Raw genomic sequence first — 965 nt, forward strand, 5'->3', positions numbered from 1 at the left:
ACCTTGACGTGGTCGAAGTGCGGCACGTCGCTGAAATCGCTCCACCCGGAGCACACCAGCGCCCGCTCACCCAGCTCCGCGCACGCCGCGCCGATCAGAGCGACCGTGTCGGCCGGCGATTCGGCAACCGGCATGCTGCCAAAGCCGAAGCAAATCGGCGGTGTCCCCTTCGCGATCCACGACAACACCTCGTCGTCGGTATCGGTGGGCAGCTCCATCGTCAGCGATCCAACGAAAGGACGCTGGCCGCCCCATTTCGCCCATTCGGCAGCGAGCCCGGGGAAGCACACCTCGTCGTAGGCCTGGATTTCCAATGACCCACGTTCTGCGATCCGTCGCGGCGAGGCAACCGTGGCCGTGGGCAAGCCGAGTTCACGGCGCTGGCGGTCCTCGGCCCTCTTGTTCATGCGCCAGCACACCCAGTCGTACACCGCCATTCCGGTGCGAACCATCGGCCCCGGCAGCATCGGAATCAGCTGCCCGTTCGGCCGCATCGGGATGTAATGCAGCGTGGCCAGCGGAATGTTGTAGTGTTCCGCGACGTTGGCGGCGGCCTGCTCGAAATTCAGGCCGGTGCACAATAGGTCAGCGTCGGCGGCGAGGGACGTCAGCGCCGCGCTGACCTCGCCCCAATGCCGGATGAGGGGCTCCCAGACCTTGCGCATCAACCTGATCGGGCTGCGGATCGTCCAGATGTTCCGGAAGAACTCAGCCCACATGTTGCGGAGGAACTCCTCGTCCAGGAAGTCGTGCAGTTCCGGGCCGTACGGGACCGCCGCGAGCCCGGTGGACTCGGCGAAACCCATCAATTCCGGTGGGACGGCCACGGCCACGTCGTGCCCTCGGCGCAGCAGCTCGCGGCCGACCGCTGCCAATGGCTCGATGTCGCCGCGCGTTCCGTAGCCGGCGAGGGCGAATTTCGTCACGGGTCCTAGCCTTGCAGTTGCCGTGCGCCGGCGCCCACC

At 66.7% G+C, this 965-nt stretch carries 1 protein-coding gene; it reads right to left on the reverse strand.

The genetic code is table 11. The features are described from left to right. Positions 1–926, reverse strand: a 926-nt coding sequence (locus tag A5711_RS22640) for a glycosyltransferase (protein WP_082975821.1), incomplete at its 3' end; no start/stop codon positions are given. Positions 927–965 lie beyond the last annotated feature (39 nt).

This window comes from Mycobacterium sp. E2238, from assembly GCF_001672665.1.
In the GTDB taxonomy this organism is placed as follows: Bacteria; Actinomycetota; Actinomycetes; order Mycobacteriales; family Mycobacteriaceae; genus Mycobacterium.